The sequence below is a fragment of the Pseudomonas sp. WPR_5_2 genome (assembly GCF_003634475.1).
Lineage (GTDB): Bacteria > Pseudomonadota > Gammaproteobacteria > Pseudomonadales > Pseudomonadaceae > Aquipseudomonas > Aquipseudomonas izuensis.
In genome coordinates this window covers 134,613-159,262 of sequence record NZ_RBLA01000001.1, presented here as the reverse complement: position 1 = coordinate 159,262, position 24,650 = coordinate 134,613, and the positions used below count along the sequence as shown (strand labels likewise).

23 protein-coding genes are annotated in these 24,650 nt (G+C 61.1%); 5 read left to right on the top strand and 18 right to left on the bottom strand.

Features of this window, described 5'->3' with window-relative positions:
- Positions 1-13 precede the first annotated feature (13 nt).
- The 3 genes from BJ917_RS00700 to BJ917_RS00690 form a co-directional block, all read right to left on the bottom strand.
- On the bottom strand, positions 14-877 hold the full coding sequence (locus BJ917_RS00700; protein ID WP_177435556.1) for an MBL fold metallo-hydrolase: 864 nt from the start codon (positions 875-877) through the stop codon (positions 14-16).
- Between the two features lie 244 nt (positions 878-1,121).
- Complete coding sequence (locus BJ917_RS00695) at positions 1,122-2,903, bottom strand: acyl-CoA dehydrogenase C-terminal domain-containing protein (RefSeq protein ID WP_121101011.1); 1,782 nt, start codon at positions 2,901-2,903, stop codon at positions 1,122-1,124.
- On the bottom strand, positions 2,900-4,135 hold the full coding sequence (locus tag BJ917_RS00690; protein ID WP_121101008.1) for a 3-hydroxyacyl-CoA dehydrogenase: 1,236 nt from the start codon (positions 4,133-4,135) through the stop codon (positions 2,900-2,902). Before BJ917_RS00690 ends, BJ917_RS00695 begins: the two co-directional genes overlap by 4 nt.
- A gap of 78 nt (positions 4,136-4,213) precedes the next feature.
- On the opposite strand from BJ917_RS00690, the gene BJ917_RS00685 reads away from it, so the two are divergent.
- Entirely contained in the window at positions 4,214-5,131 is a 918-nt protein-coding gene (locus tag BJ917_RS00685) for a LysR family transcriptional regulator (RefSeq protein ID WP_121101006.1), read from the top strand.
- A 129-nt stretch (positions 5,132-5,260) separates the two neighbouring features.
- Here BJ917_RS00685 and BJ917_RS00680 read toward each other — a convergent pair whose 3' ends face one another.
- Positions 5,261-5,884 carry an NIPSNAP family protein gene (locus BJ917_RS00680; RefSeq protein WP_121101003.1) on the bottom strand — a complete coding sequence of 208 codons (624 nt, stop codon included), beginning with the start codon at positions 5,882-5,884 and terminating at the stop codon, positions 5,261-5,263.
- Between the two features lie 276 nt (positions 5,885-6,160).
- Here BJ917_RS00680 and BJ917_RS00675 point away from each other — a divergent pair, with 276 nt between their 5' ends.
- Entirely contained in the window at positions 6,161-7,477 is a 1,317-nt protein-coding gene (locus BJ917_RS00675) for a hypothetical protein (protein ID WP_121101000.1), read from the top strand.
- Between the two features lie 23 nt (positions 7,478-7,500).
- On the opposite strand, the gene BJ917_RS00670 is transcribed toward BJ917_RS00675, so the two are convergent.
- The 6 genes from BJ917_RS00670 to BJ917_RS32500 form a co-directional block, all read right to left on the bottom strand.
- Positions 7,501-8,517, bottom strand: coding sequence for a succinylglutamate desuccinylase/aspartoacylase family protein (locus BJ917_RS00670; protein WP_121100997.1), 1,017 nt, complete (start codon positions 8,515-8,517; stop codon positions 7,501-7,503).
- A gap of 14 nt (positions 8,518-8,531) precedes the next feature.
- Entirely contained in the window at positions 8,532-9,521 is a 990-nt protein-coding gene (locus BJ917_RS00665) for a DMT family transporter (protein ID WP_121100994.1), read from the bottom strand.
- Positions 9,521-10,219: an ABC transporter permease subunit gene (locus BJ917_RS00660; protein WP_121100992.1), complete on the bottom strand. Its 699-nt coding sequence runs from the start codon at positions 10,217-10,219 to the stop codon at positions 9,521-9,523. The genes BJ917_RS00665 and BJ917_RS00660 overlap by 1 nt, the downstream gene beginning before the upstream one ends.
- Before the next feature lie 18 nt (positions 10,220-10,237).
- On the bottom strand, positions 10,238-10,951 hold the full coding sequence (locus BJ917_RS00655; protein WP_121100989.1) for an ABC transporter permease: 714 nt from the start codon (positions 10,949-10,951) through the stop codon (positions 10,238-10,240).
- Positions 10,952-11,103: 152 nt separating this feature from the next.
- Complete coding sequence (locus BJ917_RS00650) at positions 11,104-11,892, bottom strand: transporter substrate-binding domain-containing protein (RefSeq protein WP_096511617.1); 789 nt, start codon at positions 11,890-11,892, stop codon at positions 11,104-11,106.
- A 26-nt stretch (positions 11,893-11,918) separates the two neighbouring features.
- Positions 11,919-13,922, bottom strand: coding sequence for an aminotransferase class I/II-fold pyridoxal phosphate-dependent enzyme (locus tag BJ917_RS32500; protein WP_096511618.1), 2,004 nt, complete (start codon positions 13,920-13,922; stop codon positions 11,919-11,921).
- Between the two features lie 611 nt (positions 13,923-14,533).
- On the opposite strand from BJ917_RS32500, the gene BJ917_RS00640 reads away from it, so the two are divergent.
- From BJ917_RS00640 to BJ917_RS00630, 3 genes are read left to right on the top strand one after another with little or no spacing between them, the layout of a single operon-like run.
- A complete protein-coding gene (locus tag BJ917_RS00640; RefSeq protein WP_121100986.1) occupies positions 14,534-16,063 on the top strand; it encodes an efflux transporter outer membrane subunit in 1,530 nt (509 codons plus the stop codon).
- Positions 16,056-17,189, top strand: coding sequence for an HlyD family secretion protein (locus BJ917_RS00635; RefSeq protein ID WP_121100983.1), 1,134 nt, complete (start codon positions 16,056-16,058; stop codon positions 17,187-17,189). Before BJ917_RS00640 ends, BJ917_RS00635 begins: the two co-directional genes overlap by 8 nt.
- 4 nt (positions 17,190-17,193) lie before the next feature.
- Positions 17,194-18,222, top strand: a complete 1,029-nt coding sequence (locus BJ917_RS00630; protein ID WP_121100980.1) for a DUF2955 domain-containing protein — start codon at positions 17,194-17,196, stop codon at positions 18,220-18,222.
- A gap of 109 nt (positions 18,223-18,331) precedes the next feature.
- Here BJ917_RS00630 and BJ917_RS00625 read toward each other — a convergent pair whose 3' ends face one another.
- The 8 genes from BJ917_RS00625 to BJ917_RS00590 all read right to left on the bottom strand — a co-directional run bounded on the left by BJ917_RS00625 (position 18,332) and on the right by BJ917_RS00590 (position 24,585).
- Complete coding sequence (locus BJ917_RS00625) at positions 18,332-18,787, bottom strand: YMGG-like glycine zipper-containing protein (protein ID WP_096511623.1); 456 nt, start codon at positions 18,785-18,787, stop codon at positions 18,332-18,334.
- A 43-nt stretch (positions 18,788-18,830) separates the two neighbouring features.
- Positions 18,831-19,178 (bottom strand): Rieske 2Fe-2S domain-containing protein, encoded by a 348-nt coding sequence (locus BJ917_RS00620; RefSeq protein WP_096511624.1) that lies wholly within the window; start codon positions 19,176-19,178, stop codon positions 18,831-18,833.
- A 2-nt stretch (positions 19,179-19,180) separates the two neighbouring features.
- Positions 19,181-19,492 carry a YciI family protein gene (locus BJ917_RS00615; RefSeq protein WP_096511625.1) on the bottom strand — a complete coding sequence of 104 codons (312 nt, stop codon included), beginning with the start codon at positions 19,490-19,492 and terminating at the stop codon, positions 19,181-19,183.
- Positions 19,493-19,495: 3 nt separating this feature from the next.
- Entirely contained in the window at positions 19,496-20,368 is an 873-nt protein-coding gene (locus BJ917_RS00610; RefSeq protein ID WP_096511626.1) for a dioxygenase, read from the bottom strand.
- Positions 20,369-20,393: 25 nt separating this feature from the next.
- Complete coding sequence (locus BJ917_RS00605) at positions 20,394-21,461, bottom strand: maleylacetate reductase (protein ID WP_096511627.1); 1,068 nt, start codon at positions 21,459-21,461, stop codon at positions 20,394-20,396.
- An 8-nt stretch (positions 21,462-21,469) separates the two neighbouring features.
- The gene (locus tag BJ917_RS00600; protein WP_121100977.1) at positions 21,470-22,933 is read right to left on the bottom strand and encodes an aldehyde dehydrogenase family protein; all 1,464 of its coding nucleotides are present in this window, start codon (positions 22,931-22,933) and stop codon (positions 21,470-21,472) included.
- 89 nt (positions 22,934-23,022) lie between these two features.
- Positions 23,023-24,042 (bottom strand): hydroxyquinol 1,2-dioxygenase, encoded by a 1,020-nt coding sequence (locus BJ917_RS00595; RefSeq protein WP_121100974.1) that lies wholly within the window; start codon positions 24,040-24,042, stop codon positions 23,023-23,025.
- 48 nt (positions 24,043-24,090) lie between these two features.
- Entirely contained in the window at positions 24,091-24,585 is a 495-nt protein-coding gene (locus BJ917_RS00590; RefSeq protein WP_121100971.1) for a hydroxyquinol 1,2-dioxygenase, read from the bottom strand.
- Positions 24,586-24,650 lie beyond the last annotated feature (65 nt).

The following is a 24,650-nucleotide window of genomic DNA, read 5'->3' as shown; positions in this document are numbered from 1 at the left end:
TGAGCGGGTTGTTTCAACTGTCCAGTCGATGCAGAACCGGGTGATGATCGAAAGGTTGATAACGATGTTGCTTGTCGCGGGCGACCTTGATCAATGCGACGCCGGGGTCGCGGGGCAGGAACAGCCGTCCACCGTTGGCCACCAGGTGGTCGAGCAGGCGCTCCTTCTCATCGATCAGGCTTTCCGGATTGCGGTCGAAGGCCGTGGTCAGATCCAGTGCAAGCCATTGCCTGGCCGGCACCAGGTCACCGGCAAAGACGATCGGGCCGCCAGGCATTTCGATCTCAGGCAGTAACTGCCCGGGCGTGTAGCCATCGCTGACATGAAAGCGCCAGCCTTCACCCAGCAAGCCGTTCGCGCGTTCGTCGATCAGCTGCAAGCGCCCACTGCCTTGCAATTGGCTGATGATCTGCGGCACGAACAGTGCCCTGTCCCGCGGGTGCGGATGGTTGGCGCGCGTCCAGTGCTGGCGGCCGACCAGATAGCGAGCGGCCGGGAACAGCAACCGGGGCGTATCACCCTCACTGACCGCCTGGCGCAGTGTCGGGGCAAGCATCGCGTGCAGGTGGGTGAGCACGACGATGTGTACCTGCCCTTCTTCCACCCCCACCCGGGCGAGGCTGTCCAGCAGGCCCACGGCTGGACGCTGGCAGCGACAGGTGCGCGCCAGCGGCGCCAGCAACGCATCGGTGCCTGCCATCACCAGAATGTTCAGGCCGTCCTGTTGAACCAGCAGCGCGCGCGAGGCCAGTTCGACCTCGTTGTCGTGGTCGGGACTCAGCCACTCCATCCAGGCGCTGCGCGGCGTCGTGCCAAACAGCGCGCCGCCATCCAGCCTGCGCGGCTTGCCTGTCACCGAAAATAATTTGCGATACACCCAATGCACCTCTCTGAACACGTTCCACCCCGATTGCCTGCAAGGGGGTTGGGGTATGGGGAGCATATCCAAAGAAGGTCATGCATGACCCTCCCTTGAATGGGTGGTCTGCACGTCCGAACTGCACCCACCCCTTTTTGGGGGATGGCGGGAGATGGGGGCTGTAGAGCAGTCGCGCGGTCGATGGCCAAGGCATCGACCGCGCGGGTTGTTGGACCCTTTGTCGGTGTGAGATTGCGCGGGATCAGAACGCGAAATCGCTCTCAGGCATGGCCATCAGGCAACCGGCACCGGCCAGCAAGGCCTCACGATGCGCGCCGGCCCGTGGCAGCACCCGGCGCAGGTAGAAGTCCGCCGATTGCAGCTTGGCCTGGTAGAACGCGACTTCCCCGGTGCCGGCCGCCAGGGCCTCACTGGCACGCACGGCCGCCTGTAACCACAGGGCGGCCAGCATCACGTAAGCCGAGTAGGCGAGGAAATCCACCGACACGGCGCCGATCTCTTCGGGATCGCGGCGACAGGCTTGCAGCACCGAATCCCCCAGCTTTCGCCATTCTGCAAGGCGCTGCCCGACCCGCTCGGCCATCTCGGGTTGCGATGTAGCCAGTGCCACCTGGGTGGCCAATTCGTCAATCAGTGCATTGAGTTCGCTGCCGCCATCACCGAGCAGCTTGCGGCGGATCAGGTCCAGCGCCTGTATGCCGTTGGTGCCTTCGTAAAGCTGGGTGATGCGGCTGTCGCGCATGAGCTGCTCCATGCCCCACTCGCGGATATATCCGTGGCCGCCGTACAGCTGCACGCCCAGGCTGGCCACCTCCTGGCCGCAGTCGGTGAAGAACGCCTTGATCATCGGGATGAGCAACGCGGCGCGACGGGTCGCGGCGTCACGCTGCACCTCGTCGCTGGCACCGTGTTCGAGATCCAGCTGCCGGGCAGCGTAGGCCGCCAGCATGCGACAGCCTTCGCTGAGGGTTTTCTGGATCAGCAGCATGCGCCGCACATCCGGGTGGACGATGATCGGGTCGGCGGGTTTATCCGGCGCCACCGGGCCGCTGATCGAGCGCGACTGCAAGCGTTCGCGGGCATAAGCCAGGCCGCCCTGGAACGCGGCCTCGGCAATGCCCAGGCCCTGCAATCCAACCTGAAACCGTGCATCGTTCATCATGGTGAACATGCAGGCCAGTCCCTGGTTCGGCTGCCCGACCAGCCACCCCGTGGCGCCATCGAAGTTCATCACACAGGTGGACGCCCCCTTGATGCCCATCTTGTGCTCCAACGCACCACAGCTCAGGGCGTTGCGTTCGCCCAATGAACCATCGGCGTTGACCAGCCGCTTGGGCACCAGGAACAGGCTGATCCCTTTGACCCCGGGCGGTGCGTCGGGCAAACGGGCGAGTACCAGGTGAATGATGTTGTCACTGAGGTCCTGCTCGCCGCCGCTGATGAAGATCTTGCTGCCGCTGAGCCGGTAGCTGCCATCGGCCTGGGGTTGGGCACGGGTGCGCAGCAGCGCCAGATCGGTGCCGGCCTGGGGTTCGGTGAGGCACATGGTGCCGGTCCACTCGCCGCTGACCAGTTGCGCCAGATAGCGCCGCTTGAGTTCGTCGCTGCCGTGGCGATTGAGCGCCACCACCGTGCCTTCGGTCAGCCCGGAGTAGACCCGGAACGACAGCGAGGCGCTCATCAGCATCTCGTGGAAGCTCGCCGAAAGCATTTGCGGGAAGCCCTGGCCGCCGAAATCTGCCGGCCCGGTCATGCTCGCCCAGCCCTGCTCGACGAATAGCTTGTAGGCCTCGGGGAAGCCATCCGGCGTGGTGACTTCACCGTCCTGCAACCGACAACCCTGCTCGTCACTGTTGCGGTTGAGCGGTGCCACCACCTCGGCGGTAAACCGCGCGGCTTCTTCGAGCACACCGTCAATGGTGTCGCGATCCAGGCCGTTGTCCAGTTGCCGGCAATGGCCGGCCACGTCAAACAGTTCGTGCAGGACAAAACGCATATCGCGCAGCGGCGCCTGATAGTTCATACCTGGCCCTCCACATCGGCAAAGCCTTTACCTGCCGCTATCAGCCGGGCAATCAGCGGCGCCGGCTGCCAGTGTGCGCCGTGCAATTGTTGCAAACGCTCCAGACGTTCCCGGATCGACGCCAGCCCCTGGCCATCGGCCCAGCTCATCGGTCCGCCGACCGCCGCCGGGAAGCCATAACCATTGAGGTAGACCCGATCGATGTCTTGGCTGTTGTCGGCGATGTTTTCCTGGAGGATCTTCGCGCCCTCATTGACCAGTGCCAACAGGCTGCGCTCGACAATTTCCCGGTCATCGATCACGCGGCGGCGATAGCCCAAATCGCTGCTGATTCGTTCGATCAGCGCATCGACTTCAGGATCATGCCCGGCCTCGCGACTGCCTTCGGCATACTGGTAATAGCCACGACCGGCCTTCTGGCCAAAGCGGCCGAGTTCGCACAGGGCGTTGTCGACCTGCACCAGCGGACTGTCCATGCCCTGCCCGGCCAGTTGACGGGCGCGCCACTCAAGATCGACACCGACCACGTCGTACATGCGAAACGGCCCCATGGCAAAGCCGAAGGCCTGCAGTGCGCCGTCCACCTGCCGGGGCAGCGCGCCTTCAAGAAGCATCTTGCGGGCCTCGTCGGCATAGGTCTTGAGCATGCGGTTGCCGATAAAGCCACGGCAGTTGCCGGCCACCACCGCCACCTTGCCCAGTCGTTGCCCCAGTTGCCTGGCCACTTCCAGCACGGCCGGCGATGTCTGGACGCCACGGACGATTTCCAGCAGTTTCATGATGTGTGCCGGGCTGAAGAAATGCAGGCCCAGCACCTGCCCGGGACGCGCGGTGACGGCGGCAATGGCGTCGATATCCAGCGCCGAGGTGTTGCTGGCCAGGATCGCGTCTGGCTTGAGGGTGTTGTCCAGGGTGCGGAAGATTTCCTGCTTGAGTTCAAGGTTTTCGTACACCGCCTCGATCACCAGGTCGACATCGGCCAGTGCCGCATAGCTGTCGACCGCCTGCAAACGGGCCAGATTCTGCTCGGCCTGCTCTTCGCTGATGCGTCCCTTGACCACCTGATGGGCCCAGGTGTCGGCGGCCATCTTCAGGCCGGCGCTGACCATCTGCGGGTTGGCGTCCAGCCACAACACCGGAATGCCGGCACTGGCCAGGCTGATGACAATTCCCCGGCCCATGGTTCCGGCGCCTACCACCGCGGCCTGTTGTACGTTAAATCCGTTGTTCACACCGACACCCCTGTACTGAAAAGAAGGATTGCCGACACCCTAAGCAGCTGCCTACTATTTGAGAAATTTCATTTTCATATGTGTGATATTTGGAATATGAATACAACTAATTTCGACCTCAATCTGCTGCGCATCCTCGATGTGTTGCTGCGTGAACAGAACGTCTCCCGCGCCGCCGAGCGCCTGGCCCTCAGCCAGCCAACCGTGAGTAACGCCCTGGCGCGCCTGCGCGAGCTGCTCGATGACCCATTGCTGGTGCGCATCGGCCGGCGCATGCAACCGACGCCCAAGGCCCTGGCGCTGGAGGGTCCGATTCGCTCGGCCTTGCAGCAGATCGAACAGACCCTCAACGTCGACGAAAGCTTTGACCCGCGCTACAGCCGCCAGAGCTTTCGTATCGCCATGACCGATTTCGTCGAGCAGCTGTGCATGCCCAGCCTGTTGCGACGTCTGCAGGACTGCGCCCCGAACCTGCGCCTGGACATCGCCCCACTGGCGCCCAGTCTGCCAATCGATGCCCTGGATCGCGGCCAGCTCGACCTGGTGCTGGGCCGTTTCGATGAAATTCCCGCACGCTTCGCCCGTCATCTCTGGCGCAGCGAAACCCTGCAAGTCGCGTTGCGACGGGACCATCCGGTGATTACCGGTGGATTGGATCTGGAGACCTTCCTGCGCCTGCGCCATCTCTGGGTGCACGGCGGCCAGACCCGTGGCATGGTCGATCAATGGCTGGGCGAACAAGGGTTGTCGCGGCAAATCGTCTACACCACCCCCAACTATTTGCAAGCGGCCCATCTGGTGGCCGCTTCCGATCTTTGCGTGGTGTTGCCGACCCGGCTGGCGCGTAACTTCGCAAGCTTGCTGCCCTTGCAGCTGCATGATTTGCCGTTTGCCCTGGAAGCGTTCGAGCTGGACCTGGTGTACCTGGCGCAACGCGGACAGGACCCGGCACTGGACTGGTTGGTGGGGGAAATTTTGCGGGTCGGCAAAGGCTGATCCGCACCCTGTAGGAGCTGGCTTGCCAGCGAATACGCTGGGTCAGGCAACTTGTTCATCGCCTGGAAGAACGTCTTCGCTGGCAAGCCAGCTCCTACAAGGGATGCGGCGGCACCCACCCCACCCTCCTCATTGCAACGGCGAAAACACCGCTGGCAGGTAAATCGTCGAACACATGTCGCGCAATTGCGGCCCTGAGTTTTCCGGTGGCCAGACGCCGTCCCCCACCGCCTGGGTTCGCACTTGCAGACGCTGCTCCAGGCTTGTCCAGGGCCAGATGTGCAGGTAACGCGGCAGCGCGCCGTCAGTGGCATAAAACGCGGCGTACACCGGTGAGTACTGTTCGGCGGTACGCGGTTCGATGGCCTTGGCCCAGCCATCAAGTGTCGGTTGCAACCCGGAACTGATCAGGTCGTAGACTCGCATTTCGTAGAATGGCCCGTGTTGGCCAGCACTCAAGGGCTTGAGGAACGGAAACAGGCTGTAGTTTTCGATCCGCAGATCGGTAATGAACTCGTTGATGCCGAATGCCGTACCTTCGAGCAAGAACCGCTCGCGCTCTGCTTGTCGCGCGCTTTCATCGGAATAACCCCGCAACACGACAATCTGGTTCAACCGGCCGATCTCGGAGGCCCAGCAGCCCATCAGGGTTCCGCCGACCTTGGGGTCGGCCAGTGAAGCTTCAATGCGCGTCAGTGCTTGCGCGACGGTGCGGACCCGCACCGTGAAGGTGATCAAATCAAAAAAACGCATGAAGTGCTCCGACAATAAACAGCCACAGGCTTTGGAGCCCGACAGCCTATGGCAAGGCCCGGCGACAGAGTATTCAAGTGATCACCATTGGTTACGGCAAATACCGTAGTCCGCTAGGTGGTTTCTTTATACGGGCTCAGCACATACAGCTGGCAAAACCAGCTACGCGCACATCTCAACCCATTGAGCGTTTTGTGAAAGCTTTACTTTCTTTTGATGAATGAACATTCACGGGAACAGCGACACAATCCTTAAACACATTGAGAAACTCAAAAATTGAAACCGATTACACTCTGCCCTCCTCCTTCTCTAATCAATCAATCGTTCGAACCCTTATCGAAAACAGTTCATTGCCGCCAATCGATCTTCAATATCGAACAACTAATAAACACCCTTCACATCAACAACATCGACATAACGAAAGCTGAGCGCGAGCAACTATTGCGCGCCGAAGTCACGCCACCCCCTCAGGATGCTTGCAATTCCGAAAACCTTCACTACGACACTAAAAAACTAATAAGAGGCGAATACAAGTTCAACGACCTGAAAACCGACACCACCTATATAATTGATCACGACAAAACAAATACACTGACAAGGATTTTAAACAACAAGCACAGCGAAAAGACCACAAATTTCTCAATACCAACCGCAACCTTTCATGACATGCAAATTGAACCATTAACGGCGGACGACTATAAAGCCGGCCTGCCTTTTTTGTTGAGTTGCAAAACCCAACATTGTGATTTTGTCGGTGGGTTTGGCGGCAACTATCCCTTGGCAGAATATCTATCATCTGACGGAGCGTCCTGCAGGATCCTGCGGGCCGGAGAGTACGTAGGTCATATCAACGTCTGGAAAGATACAGAGGGTAATATCATGCTTGGGACTCTGGCAGTCAGGCAAGATGATGTGAAATCCAATGTATTGCACCAGACAATGGAAGTATTTGCCAAATGTCTACTTGAGGAAAACGCCGACACAAACGCAATTTTATTGGGAATGGGCGGGCAGAATCTTCAAATTCTTTATCCAGGCACATTTTCTGCTGGCGGAGAAGGATATTCTCCACTGGGCAAAATTCGACATGAAGACAATATCCTTGATAAGTTCCGTGACGAAACACAAAAAATTTCAAGTATCACCCACATGGAAGTTTATGGACAAGTTAGCTTCCACGATCAAGACAGTATTGGCATGCCCCCTAACAGTCGGCTCGACATGAAAAACGCACTGATATTCATGGACGCGGAAAAAGCCAAAATCGTTGACAGCAATGCAAGCTCTCTACTTGAGAACATTCATACCCAAGGTGCCTATCGCGAACACAAGACAAACAGAACAATCACATGGCAGAACATTCAAAATCGAGGAGAAGATTACCGTCGGGAAAAATTTCGCTCTATTGAGCTTCATCTCCTTCAGCAAGGCATTACCGATGTCAGACTTGAACACTCACAAGGCCAGGACCTGATGATTTCCACACCGCAAAGGCCAGAAAACATGCCTTATCCTGTTCTCGACAGTAAAGTGATAGAGGATCGGTTCTTCACCAAATTAAGGGTAGGTGGTCAGACGCCCAGGCAGCACTGACCGTGTTTTCTCATCAATTCGATTCAGTTCGGGTCCAGCAATCCACCACTCCAATTGCGCGACAGCCGATGGCCCGTGAACTTCGCCACCCCCATGCCCTGGGAGATCAACCGATCGCGATAGCGTGTGACCAGTCGCCCGGTCTGCTCGGCATACAGCACCACTTCCGAGGACGGATCGCCCGGTCGTCGCAGGATTCGCGCAAAGCGCTGGCCTTCTTCGACGAGATCGCCCAGTTCCTTTTCAAAAATCAGTACCCCCGGCTGCGGCGCCAGCAGGGTCTCCATGTGGCCCATTTCCACGGCCTCGACAGGCCAGTCAATGGGCGACACCGAATCGTCGATGACGCCATAGCCGCAGAGCCAGGCATACAGTCCCTCGGCGTCCTGTTGGGCGAGCCGGTCGCTGACGTCGCCCTGCCCCCGCAACTCCAGGGTCGCGGCCATGCGCCCGTCGGTGGTACCGTCGCGCAACCAGGGCGCAATGAGGGTTTCCTCGAAGGAGCCGTCGCCGCCGTCGTCCCAGATGATCGCCACGTCCATTTTCATCGCCGCCGCCAGCTCGCGGCCACGGGGCCAGAAGCTGCGGTGAACGTAGAGGTAGGGCAGCGCTTCATCGTCGGTGTGCAGGTCGAGCATCACATCCGCCGATGACGCCAGCTGCACCAGTTTCTGTTGCCATTGCTGGACGACGGTCGATGGTTGTTCCATTGCCGCCGACTGGTCGAACCCACGGTTGAAGTTATGCCCGGTCGCATCATGGTATCGGCCGAGAATCCGTCCCTGGCGAAACTGGCCGATGCCCAGGGGATTGGCTTGCGGCACCACGGTCACGCTGCCCTTTAGCTTGCCCTCGGACTCGGCGACCTGAAGACGCTGCATCAACAGGTGCAGCACCAACATCCCGGCGATTTCATCGGCATGCACCCCTGCTTGCAAGTGCACCTTCGGCCCCTGGCCATCGCCCTCAAAACGCCAGGCACCAACCTGCACCGCATCGCCGTTATTATTGAGAATGTTGAACGAAACATCCTGCACCATGCGCTTGCCCTCCCTTATGACTGTCTTTGGCGATGATCGATGGCCTCGGGTTCGTGTGGTGCCCCACCAACGTCCTGTGCATCTGCTGCCGGATAAAGGGGTTGCGACACGGAGCATTCGGCACCGACAACGTCCTGTGAGGCATGCCGACCAAAAATCATCGCCAGGGTGCCGCTGACCGCGATCAGGCCAGCGCCGATCATCAACGACACGTCCATCAGCGTGCCCCAGATCAGGCTCGACAGCAGGAACGCCCAGATCAGCCCGGTGTACTCGAACGGCGCCAGCACGGTCGCGGTGGCGCGCTGGAAACTGGCGAACAACAGGAACTGCCCGATACCGCCCATCAGCCCGGCGCCAAGCATGCCCAGCCAGGCAGGCGTCGGTGCCGGGGTGTGGGTCCAGGGCAACGCTACCGCCATGCAAATGACGAAGACCACATTGGTGATCAGCATTTGCTCCAGCACCGAGGTCTGCTCATCGACCTGGCGCAACTGGATATAGGTGAACGCCCAGCACTTCGCCGCCAGCAACGTCAGCACAATCGGCAACGGATCGGTCATGTTGTCGGGACGGCAGGCAATCACCACACCGACAAACCCGATGATCAGGGTGAACCACTGCCAACCGCTGACGCGCTCCTTGAGAATCGCCGTTGCCAATACCGTGACCATGATCGGTGCCGAGAAATACAGGGTGGTCATCTCCGCCAGGGTCAGGTCCCTCGCTGCCGTGTAATAGAGCAGCCAGGCGGCGATCGACAGCAAACCGCGCACCACCAGCAAGCGTCGACTGGAGGAACGCCAGGCACGCTGCACCAGTTGCAGGCGCCCCACCAGCAGGCAGGCGACCGCCACCACAAGGGCGCGCCAGAACAGGATGGTGAACACCGAATAATCGGCTACCAGCCATTTGATACCGGCGTCCTGCAAGGACAGAAACGCATACCCCAGGGTGCACAGGCCGATGCCTTGCAGCGAACGATCGACCACTGGCTTGTTCATCACGCGGACCTGCGCACCGGCGTTCCGCGCCGTTCGGCGAAGGCAAACAGCCCTTCGATCAGGAATGTCAGGCACACGTAGACACCGGCCACCAGCAGCAACGGCTCGTAGACTTGCAGGGTCTGCGCCCGCACCACGTTGGCCGCGCCCAGCAGGTCGATCACCGCAATGGTCGAGGCCAGTGCCGTGGACTTGAGCAGCATCACGGTTTCGCCGGCCAGGGTCGGCAACAGCAGGCGCAGCGCCCGGGGCAACCGCACCCGCAACAGGGCCTGGCGCGCGGTCATGCCAAAGGCCGAGGCCGCTTCCATTTCCCCTTTGGGTACCGCCAGCAAGCCACCACGAATCACTTCACCGACATAGGCGCCCATCGACACCACCAGGGCGAACACGATGTACCAGTAACCGTCGCGCAGATAGGGCCAGAGAAAGCTGCCGCGAATCAGCGGGAACTGGGCAAACAGGCTGCCGATCCCGTAGTAGAAAATGTAGATCTGGATCAGCAACGGCGTACCGCGCGTCACACTGGTATAGAACAGGCTGACCTTGGCCATCACCCTGTTTTTCGAAATCCGCGCCAATGCCACCAATACCGCCAGGGCATAACCGAACACACTGGAAATCACCAGAATGGCGATAGTCGTTTGCAACCCACGGAGCAACAGCGACGCATATTCAACGATCCATGCTGGAATCATTTCATTCTCTCTGCCGGTTTAATCAACAAGAGGCATCCAGCGACGAATGCGTCGCTCCAGCCGTCCCGACAAATAGTTGGACACCAGCGTCACCACGTAATACAGCGCGGCGGCCGTGAGGTAGAACAACAGATAGTGACGCGTCGAACCCGCGCCTTGCTTGGCGGTGTACAACAGCTCGTTGGTGCCGACCACACTGATCAGGGCGCTGTCCTTGATCAGGTTGATCCACAGGTTAGCCATCCCGGCCATCGCGTAGGGCGCCATGATCGGCAGCGTGACGCGACGGAACAGGGCGAAACCGTGCAGACCGAAGGCCTTTGCCGCTTCGATCTGACCAAAGGGAATCGCCTGGATCGCCGCGCGGAAAATTTCCGAGGCGTAGGCGCCCTGCACCAGGCCCAGCACCACAATGGCCGCCAGCGGTCCGCTGACATTCACCACGCCGTAGCCGAGCGAGGTCATCAATGAGTTGAGCAACATGGAACCGACGTAGTACAGCAACAGGATCAGCAACAACTCCGGTACCGCGCGAAACAGCGTGGTGTAGCCACGGGCCAGTGCAGCAATCGGTTTTGGCGCGCCCAATTTCAGGCAGGCCACCACCAGACCGATGGCCAGCCCGAGCACAAAGGCCCCGGCGGAGATCTGCAGGGTCATCCAGAGCCCCTTGAGCAGCGCCCCACCCCATCCTTGTTCGCTGAAATTGATCAAATCGAACATTGCTGGCATTTCACTCTCCAGTCAAAGCACCACCATCCCCCTGTAGGAGTGAGCTTGCTCGCGATGAATTTGAAAACGACGCGGGGCATCAGGTTTCCCACGTCATCGTTCACGACCATCGCGAGCAAGCTCGCTCCTACAGCAGTTTTGTGTTCAGCTCGTTAGAATGCCGGCTTTACGCTGGTACCGAAGTAGCTCTGGGAGAGGTCGTCGTAGTCCTTGCTCGCCAGCAATTCCTGGATCGCCTTGTCGAGCCTGGCCTTGAGTTCGGTGTCGTCCTTGCGCAAGCCGGCACCCACGCCTTTGCCGAAGATCGGGTCGTACGGAACGGCGCCCAGGTATTCGAGGTTGCTGTTCTTGGCATCCGGGGTCTGGACAAAGGCTGCCATGGCCGTGCCGTCGGCCATCATCAGGTCGAGGCGGCCGGCGATCAGGTCGGCGTTGGCCGAGTCCTGGGTGTCGTAATACTTAACATCGGCGATTTTTTCGTAGTAGGTCTTCAGGTAGCTGGCACTTACGGTCGAGTTCTGCACGCCAATGGTCTTGCCCTTGAGGTCGTCGGGGTATTTTTTAACGACGGCGTCTTTCGGCCCGACAATCGCCACCACCGAGTCGTAGTAGGCCTTGCTGAAGGCGATCTGTTTTTCCCGCTCTTCGGTCACCGACATCGAGGAGAAAATCACGTCGATCTTCTTCGCCAGCAACGACGGAATGATCCCGTCCCATGCCACTTCCTTGATTTCGCAATCGGCCTTCATTTCGCTGCACAGCTTGTGGATCAGGTCGACCTCAAAGCCCTTCCATTCACCGTTGGCCTGTTTCTCGGTGTACGGCGGATAGGGTTCGGCCGCCACCGCGAACCTGATCGGTTGCGCTTGGGCCGCACTCATCCCGGCCAGCATCAAGCAGGCCGCGCCAGTCAACCAGTTTGCCAAACGTCGATTTCCCATGGTTTTTGCCCCGTCTTTTGTTGTTTTTAGCGAGTCTGATGAGCGTTGACGAATTGCCGGCAACGCTCGCTGCGTGGGTGTACGAACACTTCGTCCGGCGAACCGGTTTCCTCGATCAGGCCTTGATGCAGGAAGGCGACCTTGGAAGAGACATCGCGTGCGAAGGCCATTTCATGGGTCACCAGGATCATGGTCCGGCCTTCTTCGGCGAGCGAGCGGATCACCCGCAGCACTTCCCCGACCAGTTCCGGGTCGAGTGCCGAGGTGGGTTCATCGAACAGCATGACCTTGGGCCGCATGGCCAGGGCCCGGGCGATGGCCACCCGTTGTTGCTGCCCCCCGGAGAGAAACGCCGGGTACTCGTTGCGCTTGGCCGCCAGCCCGACGCGTTCGAGCAAGGCTTCGGCCCGTTCGGTGGCCTCCGCCCGGCTCTCGCGCAGGACCTGGGTCGGCGCTTCGATGAGGTTTTCCAGCACCGTGCGATGGGGCCAGAGATTGAAGTTCTGGAACACCATGCCCAGGCTGGAACGGATGCGTACCAACTGTTTGGCATCGGACACCAGCGGCGCGCCGGGGCGGGAGTGGTTCAGGTGAATGCTTTCGCCGTCCACCAGGATGCGCCCCTGGTCCGGCACTTCGAGCATGTTGATGCAACGTAGCAAGGTGCTTTTACCCGAGCCGCTGGCGCCGATCAGCGAGATCACCTCACCTTCGCGGGCGGTCAGGGATACGCCCTTGAGCACTTCGATGTTGCCGAAGCGTTTGTGCAGTTGCTCGACTTCGATCATGGTCCGGGCCGTGATCGGTGCGGCTGGCGCTTCGCTGGTGACACGGCTGATAACCGGCCGTGGCGCTTCGCCATTGAGTACCAGGACAAAATCGCGAATACGCTGGCAGGCTTCGGCCAGTCGCTCTTCACCCAGGGTGAATGACAGCCGCACGAAGCCTTGTGCCGGTTCGCCGAAGGCTGCGGCATCCAGCACCGACACCCGCGCCTCGCGCAGCAAACGCCAGGCAAACTCCAGGGACGTCAGGCCGGTGCCGCGCACGTCCACCAGCACGAACATGCCGGCATCGGGCTTGAGCACAGAGATGCCCGGGCAATCCGACAGCCCCGCCACCACCCGATCGCGACGCCGGCGATAGATGTCGCGCATGCCGTGGGTGACTTCGTCGTGGGCCTCGACGGCTTTCAACGCGGCCTCCATGGCGAACCCCGGCAAACCGTAGAGCATGCTCAACACCAGGGTTTCGGCATGGGCGACCAGGGCCGGATGGGCAACGATCCAGCCGATCCGCCAACCGGTCATGGCGTGGGATTTCGACAGGCTGCCAATCACCACGCAACGCTCGGCCATGCCCGGCAAGGCCGCCAGGCTCAGATGGTCGCGCTCGAAGGCCAGGCTTTCATAGACCTCGTCCACCACCACCCACAGGTCATGGGCAATGGCCAGCTCAGCGATGGCTTGCAGCTCTTCGCGGTTGAGCATCACGCCGGTGGGGTTATTCGGGTTGGACAGGAAAATCGCCCGGGTCCGCGGGGTGATGGCTTTGGCCAGCACTGCCGCATCCAGGCGAAAATCATCGTCCGCCGAACACGGCACCCGCACCAACGTGGCGCCGGAGGCCTTGAGCGTCGCCTCGTAAGTGACATACATCGGATCAAGGGCAATCACTTCATCGCCGGCACTGAGCAGGCACATCGACGTCACGAACAACGCGTTCTGCGCCCCGGCCACGGCAATCACATTGTCGGCTTGCAGTTCGCGGCCGAACAACTTGCCGCAACGTGCCGCGATGGCTTCGCGCAAGGCCGGGCGGCCAGCAATTTCGGTGTAGTGGGTGTCACCTTCGCGCAAGGCCTGGATGGCGGCATCGGTGATGAAGTCGGGGGTGGGGAAATCCGGGTCGCCGATACTGAGAATGATCACATCCTCGCCCCGGCGTCGCGCTTCATAGGCCGCGTAGTGAATATCCCAGGCGTCGACGCCCTGGCCTGATATCCGCTCAACAAAGGGTGAAAACCGCATGCCAGTGCCTCGTTCGAAATGAAGAAACGCAAGCCCGCAACCAGCCGGGAAAGAAGGTGGAACGAACATAGTCCAGGCTGAACAGTCGTTCAACAGAAAACTGATTGGGGTTCGCGTTCAGCGTAAACAGGTCGTTTTTACGACAGTCGCGGCGTTTTTTGCGTTGTGGGTCGCCGCGCTGGGCCATCGTGGTTTTACTGGGCGCCTAAATCAAAAGCCAAAGCGAGGCGGCCTGACAGCCGACCTGGCTTTGGCAAATGCCCCGATCCCCTGTGGGAGCGAGCCCGCTCGCGAAGGACGTCAACGATTACGCGCCCTGCCTGAATAAACGCGGTGCCTGGTCGTTCATCGCGAGCAAGCATTGCTCCCACAGGGGAACGAGCACAACCGCGAAATCAGGTCGGCTGTCAGGCCGCCTCGCTTTGGCTTTTTTGGCGCTTTTCCAAGTAACCCGCCGTAAGGGCGGAACCATTAGCAGCCGTTACCGCAGCAATGGATATACCCCCAATCCAATCCCAATAGACGTCTACAACCCCCAACCTGAAGTGAACAGCACCACCCACCATCCAGCCGTCTATGCTGCTGTGATATTCCTTGGCCGGAAACGCACGATGCGTCCAGATCTGAACCGGTTTCTGTTGTGTGCCGCGCTTGCTCTCGGCGGCTGCGTACGGCTGGGACCGGATTTCCAATCGCCCGCCGAGCCATGGGTCGATCACTGGAATACACCGAACCTCGATCACGCCAGCCAACGTGCGCTGCAACCGGACATACGCCAGTGGTGGGAGATTTTTGCCGATCCGACCCTCGACCAGTTGATCGCTGAAGCCGACGCCAATAATTCCAGCCTCAAGATTGTCGGCCTGCGGGTCATGGAGGCTCGCGCGCAATTGGGTATCGCTGAAAGTGGCCGTTACCCGCAACTGCAGCAGATCAGTGCCGACAGTGTGTATGTCCACCGTGATCAATCCGGCGGACGCAATCCGGTAGACAGCCGTTTCTGGCAGCACAGCGCCGGCTTCGATGTGGGCTGGGAACTGGATTTCTGGGGCCGTTTCAGCCGTGCCATCGAGGCGTCCGATGCCAGCTATTTCGCGGCTGAGGCCAACTATGACGACGCCCTGGTCCTGCTTCGTGCACAGGTGGCCGACAGCTACTTTGCCCTGCGCACCACCCAGGCCCGACTGCGGGTAGCGGAGGAAAACGCCCGTCAGCAGCAACGCAATTACGAAATCACCGAAAAGCTGTTCAAGAGTGGCCAGACCGCCGAACTCGACCTGCAACAAGCCAAGACCCAATACCTCGGCACCCTGAGCAGCATTCCCGTCCTGCAGGATCAGCTGGGGCGTTTGCGCAATGCCCTGGCGGTGCTGATCGGTCAGCCGCCGGGTGAGCTGCCGCTGGTGGTCGAAAACATCGGATTGATCCCGCTGGTGGATCGCGCCGTGCTGCAGGATGTACCGGCCCAACTGCTGCTGCGTCGCCCCGACGTGCGCGCCGCCGAGTTGAATGTCGCCGCACAGTCGGCGCTGGTGGGTGTCGCCGAAACCGACTTCTACCCGTCGCTGAGCCTGCTCGGCAGCATCGTCTGGTCCACCGATACCTTGAGCGGCAGCTCCCGCAGCCTCGACCTGATCGGCGGCCCGAGCCTGCGCTGGAATGTGTTCGATTACGGTCGCATCAGCAACAACGTACGGGTGCAGGATGCGCGCTTGCAACAGCTGATCGAGGCCTATCGCGACAAGGTGCGCCAGGCCGCGCGCGAGGCGGACGATGCCGCCAACGGTCTGATCCAGGCCTTGCAGCGCGAGCGCATCCTGCGTGAAGCCGAAGGCGCGGCGAAACGCTCGCTGGAGCTGGCCAACACACTGTATCGCGAGGGTTATTCGGACTTTCAGCGAGTGCTGGATGCCCAGCGCGCCCTGCTCGATACCCAGGACAGCTACCTGGTCAGCCGCAATGACGCAGTCAGTAACGTGATTGCTCTATACAAGTCCCTTGGCGGGGGCTGGTACAGCGCCCAGGCCAAAGTCGACCCGGCCACGCGCCGGCAAATGGAACAACGCACCGACTGGGACGGCCTGCTGTCCGAGCCCCAACCCGCCGCCTCCTATCCCAACCCGGTAAGCCACCATGACTGACGCCGCGCCTCCCTCCCCCGACGTCCCGCCGCCAGCGCAGCCTGCCGCCGACCCGACAAAAAAAGGCGTGAAAGGGGTATTGCTGCTGATCGTCCTCAGTCTGGCCTGGTATCTGCTGGCGGATCGTTTTACGCCCTACACGCAACAGGCGCGGGTTGGCGCCTTCGTGATTCCGGTGGCGGCGGAAGTCGCGGGCCGGGTGATTCGCGTCAACGTGCGCAACAATCAGGACGTCAAGGCCGGGGACGTCATTTTCGAGATCGACCCGCAGCCGTACCAGATTGCAGTCGACCGGGCACGAGCAGACCTTGAATCCACCCGCCGGCAGATCGGCGCCAGTACCGCCGGCATCGCTTCGGCGCAGGCCAATCTGCGGGCGGCACAGGCCAATGAGCTCAAGGCCCGCCAGGACAATAAGCGCCTTGAAGGCCTGTATCGCGAAGACCCCGGCACCATCTCCGTGCGCCTGCTGGAAGTGTCCCGCGCCAACCACGAAGCCGCTATCAGTCAGGTCGCTGCGGCCCGCGCCGAAGTGCAGCGCGCCCGTGAAACGGAAGGCGGCAGCGAGGATGACAACGCCAAACTGCGCAGCGCCGCCACCGCCTTGTCGAAGGCCGAGCTGGACCTGTCCAACACCCAGGTCCGGGCGCGCTCGGCCGGCTTGATTACCGACTTGCGCACCGATGTCGGCCAGTTCGCGGCCGCCGGCAATCCGGTCATGACCCTGATCGCGATCCATGACGTGTGGATCAGTGCCGACATGACCGAGAACAATCTCGGCCTGGTCAAAACCGGCACGCCGGTGTCGGTGGTGCTCGATGCGTTGCCCGGCGAAGTATTCGAAGGCCGCGTGCGCAGTCTCGGCTACGGGGTCAGCGTGGGCCAGCCCGCCGCCCCCGGCACCTTGCCCACGGTGCAGAACAGTCGCGATTGGCTGCGACCGGCCCAGCGTTTCCCGGTGATCATCGAGTTTTCCGCCGAGTCATTGGCCATGCTCAAGGACAACCGCTCCATTCGCGCCGGCGGCCAGGCCGAGGTGATGGCCTTTCCTTCCGAGGGCAATGTGCTCAATCCGCTGGGCCGGATCTTCCTCTGGCTGATGAGCTGGCTTTCCTATGCCTATTGAGAGCATGCGTACCAAGCGTTCGCCGCGGGTCCAGCGCGCAGCGCGCCTGGCCACCGGCACCGCGTTGTGCCTGGCCGCCAGCTATGGCCTGGCGTTGCCGATTCCGTTTCTGGCACCGGTGTTGTGCGCGCTGTTGCTGGTGTCCCTCAACCGACCGTTGTCGTTCAAGGCTGCCTTGGCGCTCGGTCTGGTGGCGATGCTGACCACTGGCATAGGCCTGTTGCTGATTCCGCTATTGCGCCACTTCGGGTTCAGCGGCGTGCTGCTGATCGGGCTTTGTCTGTTCGCGGTGTTTGGCTTTGGCTTGAGGGGCGGCAATAGCCTGATCGTCACCTTGCTGGTGATCGGCCTGACCATGATTTCGTCGGCGGGATTTGCCGACTTTGATCTGGCGCTGACGGTCATCACGGCGCTGGTCGCGGGCCTGCTGCTGGCGGTCATGGTCGGCGTGGTGAGTCACGGTTTGTTCCCCGAACCGGCCAATGCCCCCGTCCCACCCGCCCCCTCGGCCTTGCCGGAAAACGAAGTCCACCGGGTGGCGCTGCGTGCGACCTTGATTGTGATCCCGGCGTTTCTGTTGGCATTGATCGACCCGGCCAGCTATCTGCCTATCGTGCTCAAGGCGGTCAATCTGGGGCAACAGAGTTCCACCACCTCGGCCCGCAGCGCCGGCCGCGAACTGCTGGGATCGACCCTGCTCGGCGGTCTGTTGGCGATCCTGTTCTGGAGTGCGCTGAGCCTGTTCGTGCACCTGTGGATGTACTTCCTGTGGATGCTGCTGTTCGGCCTGATGCTGGCGCGCAAGCTCTACGGCCTCAGCCCCGGCCGCTGGAGCCCCGGTTTCTGGATGAACACCCTGATCACCCTGATCATCCTGTTGGGACAATCGGTGCAGGACAGCGCGGCGGGCAAGGACGTCTACACCGCGTTTGCGGTGCGCATGGGGCTGTTTATCGCGGTGACGCTGTATGCCTGCCTGATGGTTCATCTGCTCGATCAGCGACCAAAACAGAAACCGTACCCTCTCCTGTAGGAGCGAGCCTGCTCGCGAAAAACGTCCAAGCAACGCGGGCATTCAGGCAGCCCGCGTTATCGTTGACGACCATCGCGAGCGGGCTCGCTCCTACAGGGGATGTGTTTTGTCAGGGATTGACCTGGTAGCCCTTGCCTTGCAGGCAACTGGTATAGGCCGTCGAGGTGGTGGACGCAGCGGTTTTGTTTTGCGCCCGGCGTTCCTGGCGCTGGCGCGCGCCACCCACCACCGCGCCCGCCGCCGCGGTCTGCTTGGCTTGGTTTTGCCGGTAATCCTGCTTGGTGTCCTCATCGACGCGATCATAGAACTCGTCATGCTGACGGCCGCGCACTTGCGCCCCTGCGGCGCCGGCGGCGGCCCCCACGGCGGCGCCTTTCATCCGACCGCCGGACGGCGTGGTCGTGGTTGACGACGCCTGGCTGGCGGCAATGTTGTGGCAATCGGTGATGTCCAGTTGAGTCTGTTGCGAACTCTGGCCTTTCATCGGCACCACGGTTTCGGCCCAGCCCTGGGCACTGAAAACCGCCAATGCGACGCACAGGCTGACGGGTGACAACCTTTTCATGATGATCTCCGTATGGGCGTGGTTCACCCCCAAGGATTGTAGATCACCGTTCCTCACCCGCCTCCATGACCAGGCTGTTTTCCACCCGGCGAACCGTCACGGCCTCCAGTTGAGCCCCCTTGCAAGGGCCGTCGATGCAATGCCCGTCTTCGAAGCGAAACATTGCACTGTGATGCGCGCACATCAGCACCTTGCCGCGATAGGTGCAGAACTCCTGCGGGCGATAGTCCAGCGGCACCGAGAAATGCGGGCAGCGATTGACGTAGACCCACACCTGCTCGCCCCGGCGCACGGCAATCAGCCCGGCGGGATGCAGTTGTCGGTGCTGGGGCAGGCCCAGGGCACCGCCGTCGGTGATGTCGTCGAGTTGGCACAACGTGATAAGGGTCATGGTCAGCCACGCATTTCCGGGTTGCCGAGACTCCAGTGCCAGGGGCGGATCTGGATACTCGCAAACAGCCCGGCCTGCACATAAGGGTCGTCGCGCATAAACGCTTCCACCTCCGGCAGGCTGCCCGCCTCGATCACCAGCAACGTGCCATTCATCGCCGCGCCGGCGTCATCCAGGGTCGGACCACCGAGCCGCACAACGACCCGGTGCGTCTCGCTCGCCCGCAAATGGGCCTGGTGACTGGGCCGCAGACGCTGACGCAAGGCCAGCGAACCCGGACGATCAGTGGCGAACACCGCAAAGAACTGGCCCATGATTCACACCGCTTCCATGACGAATTCGTAACACGCCCGCTTGAACGGCACCTGGATATCGAGCTGTTCGGACACGTCATCGTGGCTGAGCCGGTCTTCGTAGATGACCTGCAGCGACTGCTTGACGCCGAACACCGCGTCGGACTCCAGGTATGGATCATCGCGATTGAACAGGTGGGTCACCAGTTTGCGATACCCCGGCACCTCGATCATGAAATGCAGGTGCGCCGGCCGCCACGGGTGGCGATTGGCGGCCTCGAGCATGCGCCCCACCGGACCGTCGGTGGGAATCGGGTAACACACCGGGACGATCGTGCGAATCGCGAAGTAGCCATCGGCATTGGTGCGGTAGCGACCGCGCAGATTGCCGAACGGTTGTGCGCTGTCCTGGCCTGAGTACATGCCGTTTTCGGCCGTTTGCCAGACGTCCAGCACTGCACCGCCCAGGGGATTGCCCCGGGTGTCGACCACACGCCCGCGCACCAGGGCCGGCTCGCCGGGGGTGAACGCCATGTTTTCGCCGAATTCGCGCTCAGGCATGCCTTCGATGTAGAACGGCCCGAACACGGTGGTCTCGGTGGCATTGGCACTGTGCCGATGGTTGATCGCGTCGACCAGCATCGACACGCCGAGTGTGTCCGACAGCAGAATGAATTCCTGGCGCACCAGGCCATCGCACTTGTGGCCGGTATCGGTGAGAAAACCAATGCCTTCAAACCATTCCTGTTCGGTCAGTTCGACGTCACTGACAAACGCATGCAGGTGACGCACCAGGCTTTGCATGATCTGTTTGTAACGCGCATTCGGCGCGTCATTGAAACTGTTCACCGCTTTTTCGGAGATCAGTGATTCGAAAATTCTGTCTTGATCGGTCATTGTTTTTATTCCGACGAGGATGAGTTCAGGCCGGCGCCAGGCCTTGCAGGGCGCGGGTCAACAACGCTTCAATCGGGCCCTGTTCGAACGGCCGTGGATTGTAGTAAGGGCTGGCACAGGCAATTTGCGCGGCTTCGGCCGGACCGTTTTCTGGCAGGCCGATGTCCGCCAGCGCCAGTGGAATGCCCAGTTTCTGGTTCAAGGCATACAAAAGAGCACCCACCTCCTGCGCGTCGTTGCCACCCAGGGCACGCGCGGCCCGTTGCAACGGCCCGGCCGCCGCTTCACGGTTGTAATGCGCTGCGTGGGGCAGAACGATGGCGTGCGCCTGGGCGTGGGGCAGATTGAAGGTCCCGCCCAGGGTGTGGCAGAGCTTGTGGTGCAAGGCCATGCCAACCGACCCCAGGCAGATGCCCGCCAGCCACGCGCCATACAACGCCTGGCTACGGGCATCCGCATCGTTGGGGTCTTTGACCACGCCCGGCAACGCTTGCGCCAGCGAGCGAATCGATTCTTCGGCCATGAAGCCGATGATCGGGTTGGCGTCCTGGGCGTACAGCGCTTCAACCGCGTGAGCCATGGCATTCATGCCCGAGCAGGCCGATATCTGCACTGGCAGGGTCAGGGTCAATTGCGGGTCATAGATCACGGTCTTGGGCAACACCCTGGGATCGCGCCCGGTTTTTTTCAGGCGGTTTTCGGTCAACCCGTAGATCGGGGTCATCTCCGAACCGGCATAGGTTGTCGGCACCGCCACGATCGGCAGCCCGGAATCCATGGCAATCGCCTTGCCCAGGCCGATGGTCGAACCACCGCCGATGGCCACGCAGCAATCGGCCTCCAATCGCGCCGCTTCGACCCGCGCCGCCTGCGCCACTTCCAACGGAACGTGCATCACGGCATGCGGATAAACACCCGCCGCACGGTCACCAAGCAGCGCCGCGACCTGTTCACCGAGCCCGTGCTGTTCCGGCGTGGTGAGGATCAGCGCACGCCGGGCGCCCAGCCGTTCGATCTCTTCAGCCAGCGCCGAGAGTTTGCCCCAGCCGAACACCACACGGGTCGGCAGGCTTTGGTAAATGAAAGGATTCATGACTGGCCTCAGCGCGAGTAGTAAGGGGCGATGTTGGCGTCGACGTTGACCCACACCGAGCGGGCTTCGGTGTAGTCGTGGATCGCTTCGAAGCCCATTTCACGGCCATAACCCGACTGGCCGACACCGCCAAACGGACTGCCGGGACTGACGCGTTTGTAGCAGTTGATCCAGCACATGCCGGCGTGAATGGCATTGGCCATTTTGTGCGCACGGGACAGGTTCTGCGTCCACAGGCCGCTGCCCAGTCCGTATTCGGTGCTGTTGGCGATGGCCAGGGCCTCTTCATCGGTGCTGAAACGCACCACGGTGACGAACGGACCGAAGACTTCTTCCTGGCAGACCCGATCATCGGGCCTGGCCTCGACCACCGTGGGTTCGATGTAAAAACCGTTGGCCAGCGCTTTGTCGTCCGGCGCTTTACCGCCAGCGAGGACTTTGCCGCCCTGCTCGATGGCGATATCGATGTAGCTCATGACACGGTCGCGGTGCAGCGCCGAGGTCAGCGGGCCCATTTCGGTCTCGGGGTCCATCGGATCGCCCAGGCGAATGGACTTGGCCAAGGCGATGAAACGCTCGAGGAACCGGTCGGCGATGTCTTTATGCAAAATCAAACGTGAACCGGCGATGCAGGCTTGTCCCTGATTGTGGAAGATCGCCCAGGCCGCACCGTTGACCGCCGCCTCGAGGTTGGCGTCGTCAAACACAATGTTGGCACCCTTGCCGCCCAGCTCCAGTTGAATACGCTTGAGGTTGCTGGAAGACGCTTGAACAATCCGGCGCCCGGTTGCCGTTGATCCGGTGAAGGCAATCTTGCCCACATCGAGGTGCTCCGCCAGCGCCTGGCCGGCGGTATGGCCATAACCGGGCACCACGTTGACCACGCCTTTGGGGAAGCCGACTTCCGTCATCAGCTCGACAATGCGCAAAGTCGTCAGCGGGGTGATTTCCGAAGGCTTGATGACGATGGTGTTACCCGCTGCCAGCGCCGGGCCCATTTTCCAGCTGGTGAACATCAGCGGGAAGTTCCAGGGCACGATCTGCCCCACCACGCCAATCGGCTTGCGCTGCACGTAATTGAGAAAGCCGGCTTCGACCGGGATCACCGAACCTTCGATCTTGTCGGCCATCCCGCCGAAATAACGGAAACAAGCGGCCGTGCGCGGCACGTCCAGGCCACGGGAATCACGGATCGGGTGCCCGGTGTTCAGGGATTCGAGGTGCGCCAGCTCCTCACTGCACGCCTCGATCTTGTCCGCCAGTTTGAGCAACAGACGCCCCCGCTCGGCAGCCCCCAGGGCCGCCCAGGCCGGGAAGGCGCGCTTGGCGGCAGCCACCGCCAGATCGATGTCAGCCGCTTCGGCGGCGGCGATGCGGGTAATCAAGGAGCCGTCATGGGGCGAGACGACGTCGATGGTGCCACCGGCGACTGCATCGACGAATTGGCCATCGATATAGAGCTGATTTTGCATAAAATTTTCCTCGCACCACGCCTGTGGCGCAGTGTTGACGATTTGATTCGAGTGCCTCGCCCGACGCAGGCCGGGCCAGGCGCCAGGGTTTAGAATTCGATGGGATACGGCTTGAGCTCGCCGCTTTCGTAGCGTTGCGGCAGGTTCGGCGTGGCGTTTTCCCAGACCATGAGCATCGAGCGCTTGGTGGAATAGCCCTGGTGGCGAATGTCGGCGGGCATGGCGCAAATATCACCGGCGCGCATGGTGATGCGGGCGCGAGGGTTGCCGTCGTCCTTGTCGCCGACATCCCAGATGATCTCGTCGGACAGCTGCAAGAACCACTCGACCCGGTCATTGCCATGGAACACCGGCAAAATGAATTCTTCGGTCGTCGGGCAGAACAGGCTCGCCTTGCACACCGAGGTCACCGAGGGGTTCCAGGTCACGTCGGAGCGCGACAGGTACTTGAACAGGTTAAAGGCATGCAATTCGCCTTCGAAACCTTCTGCCCCGTGGACTTCAGGCTCATCCTGGGGAACGTCGATGAACTGGCGATTGACCGGCAGATCGTTGCGCAGCGGCGAGTCATCCGGCAGGCCCGGCATACGCTTGGTGGCGATGCGGAAGCGTTCGATGGCCTCGATGTTGTCGCCGTTCTTGCGACCGAAGGCCGAACCGGTTTCTTCCGGTGCCGCGAACGGGTCGAAGGTGGCATTGGTCCAGTCACGCAGGATGGCCTTGAAGGTGGCCATGATCAGCGGCGTTTCAAAGTTTTCGGTGTAGTTGACCCCGGCCGCCTTGAGCGTGCCGTTGAAGGTGCCGGCATACAGGTCGACTTTGCCGTAGTAATTGCGGGTGCCGATGACGTGGTCAAAGTTGACCCAGCCGTAGAAAAAGCCCCAGGCCACATCGCGCATCAGGGCACGCAGAAAGGCATCCACCGGTATCAGGTGCGAGCGGGTCTGGCCTTTGGCCGGCCAGGTGATGCGGGCGAAATACTCGTCGCGCGACAGTTCGAAGGCGCCAAGGTTGAATGAGCGGTAGCCGGTGATGGCGTGGGGAGCGCTGGTCCGGACTTCATCGTCGGCAAAGTGGGCGGTTTGGGCAGCGGTTTCAAGCATGGCCATGGCGGGATTCCTCTTGTAGTTGTGGGTTGGATGGTCGGGCTGGACAAATCACTTGAAGCAGATGTCTGCCCACTTCTCGACCGACAACGGCCCCTTGATCGTCTGCTGCAGGATCACGCCCGGACGGCTGGCTTCGAATCGATAGGCACTGCCGACCGGCAACAGGCATTGATGGCCGCGCTTGAGCAGCACATAGCCCATCGGTTTGCCGGCAGGCACCTCACCGGCCAGCCGAGTGCCTTCGCCGTCGGTCAAAGGCGCATCGAGCTTGAGGAAATCCACCCGTACCTCACCGTCCATGACGATGGCGAATTCATCGTGCGCCGCTGTGTACCAGGGCGATTGCCCTTCGGCGCGCAGGGTTTCCACGACGTAGCCCAGATTCAGGCCGACCACGACTTTTTCATAAGGAAGGGATTTTTGTGCCACTTCGAAAATGTTCGAAAAGGCGTAATGACTGGCCTGGCCGCTGACGATTTCAACCGAGCCTTTGCTGTAGTTTTCCAGCGAGCCGAAGACTGTTTCGATTGCCGCGCTACTCATGGAATTCACCGTTTTGTTGTTGTAGTAACCGTGAGCCAACAGTACGACGCGTCTACCGCCGGAAC